This is a genomic window from Streptomyces fildesensis (assembly GCF_016107395.1).
GTDB lineage: Bacteria > Actinomycetota > Actinomycetes > Streptomycetales > Streptomycetaceae > Actinacidiphila > Actinacidiphila fildesensis.
Genome location: NZ_JAAIKO010000110.1, coordinates 1 through 1,914 on the forward strand (window position 1 = coordinate 1; position 1,914 = coordinate 1,914).

Consider the following 1,914-nt stretch of genomic DNA (forward strand, 5'->3'; position numbering starts at 1 on the left):
ACAACACCATCAAGTTCTCCAACCCCTCCGCCGGGGCACCCAACCTCGACCGCATAGTCGTCTGAGGACCCACTGCCAGGTCATGACCGGCGGCAGTGCTGGCCGCCGGCCATGACCGTCACCACAGAGGTGCCGAAACCAGGTCCCGACGTCGCGGGCTGCACCCGAGGAAGAAGCAGGGTGCCATCACTCTCGGCATCGGCGGTGACATCAGCATTGGCGCGGCCGGCCCCTTCTGCGAGGGCGTCATGACCTCCGGCCACCCCTCGGACGCCACTGAGAACGCGGTCCAGGCCAACATCACCTTGGTCGATCACGGCACCTCCTCCACCGGGTCGGGCACGGGAGAGCTGCACGAGGTAGGTGTCGGCAAGGGCCTGGAGGAGCCGAGCGCGTCGACGGCGAACGACACCCAGGGGCAGCCGCTCACCGAACGGGTCCTGCCCCGTGACCGGCCCGACGCCGGCTACGGGGCAGGACCCGCAGCCACGGCCCAGCCCTCTCCTGAGCGTGCGCCACGGACGCGGGCCCAGCGGCGCGTTCGAGATCCGAGACACATCGCTCAGTGCACCGGAGAAGGCGCAGCGGGCGTGGATGCCCCTTCCTGGGCCGCCATCACCTCGTCGCCGTACTCGAAGGCCCATACCCCGACCGCACCGATGGGCGCGAGGCACGTCCGACCCAGTGCGGTGAGTCGGTACTCGACCGGTGAGGGGTGGCCGGGGTCGGTTTGCCGGTCGACCAGTCCGTTGAACTGCAGCCCGCGCAGCGTCTCGGTGAGGACCTTGGAACTGATGCCCCCGATCCGCTCGCCCAGTTCGACCGGGCGGCTGGGTCCACCGCGCAGGGTCCAGAGCACCACGGCGGTTCAGAAGACGGCGCGAAGGCCGCCGGTCTGCGCGCGGCGGCCCAGCTCGGTCAGGTGATCTTGGCCGCGTTGCCGTTCGGCGCCGGAGCAGACGTGGCACGGGACCTGCACGCGGCCTTGGGGGGCAAGGTGCTGCTCGACTGCTCCAACCCTCTCGGGCCGGGCTTCCGGGCTGCTGACGGAAGGAGGCCCGTCGGCCGCACAGCACCTTGCCGCGGCGGCACCGGGAGCGCACGTGGTCAAGGCCTTCAACCTCTGCCCCGAGGACGTGTGGCGCATGCGGCCGCCCGTCTTCGACGGGCGACCCCTGGCCGCGGCCGGTCTACGGAGACGACGAGACGGCGCTGGCGCGGGTACGCGAGCTGGTGCGGGACGTGGGCTGCGAACCCGTGGCCGGCGGGGGTCTCGACCGGGCGGGGCTCCTGGAGGCGACCGCGGCCCTGTTCATCGCGTTGTGGGTGGGGGAGGAGGCGGACGCCCAGGCGATCGCACCTCCTCTGGCCTACGCGGCCGGACCGGGCCACCAGGAAGCAGAGAGCGGCACCGGGGTTGTGCGGTAGGAAACGGCGTGGCCCTGGTGCCATGACGTCGTGGGCGGGGCAGGCGCTGTTACGCCGCCCCGCCGTCCGTTCCCGATCCGGTCGAGTCAGAAGAGGCGATCAGGTGTCCCGTTCCACTCCGCGCGCGGCGTGACCGCAGGCACGATGTTGGCCATGACGCACGCCGCCCGCCGGATGTTCGAGCTCTTGGAGCCGATCTGCCTGGTCACCTCTAGCTGGACGAGCTGGTCGCCGAGCTCGAACTCCTAACCGCCACGGTGGTGGCCGCAGGCTCACAGTGACGAGCCGCGCCTGGCAGCAGGAAGAACCCGTCGTCGTCGACGACGGGTTCTCGGCGATCGCCTCGCCCTTGCCGACGGGCAAGAACTGGTCGTGGCGGCCAAGGACGACGCAGCCCCCAGCGGCGGCCCTCTCGGTACGGGCAATTAGATCCAGACATCACTGAATCTCTCTATTTCAAGACATTTGATCATCTAGTGCTGCGCA

3 pseudogenes are annotated in these 1,914 nt (G+C 70.1%); 2 read left to right on the top strand and 1 reads right to left on the bottom strand.

What is annotated here, in order from left to right:
* Positions 1–95 precede the first annotated feature (95 nt).
* Positions 96–248 (top strand): annotated as a pseudogene (locus C6N31_RS45805) (arabinofuranosidase catalytic domain-containing protein); the annotation flags it as partial.
* A gap of 314 nt (positions 249–562) precedes the next feature.
* Here the strand turns inward: C6N31_RS45805 and C6N31_RS42080 are convergent.
* Positions 563–865 (bottom strand): annotated as a pseudogene (locus C6N31_RS42080) (winged helix-turn-helix transcriptional regulator); the annotation flags it as partial.
* Between the two features lie 30 nt (positions 866–895).
* Between C6N31_RS42080 and C6N31_RS42085 the strand changes: the two are divergent.
* Positions 896–1,428: pseudogene (locus C6N31_RS42085) on the top strand (NADPH-dependent F420 reductase).
* Positions 1,429–1,914 lie beyond the last annotated feature (486 nt).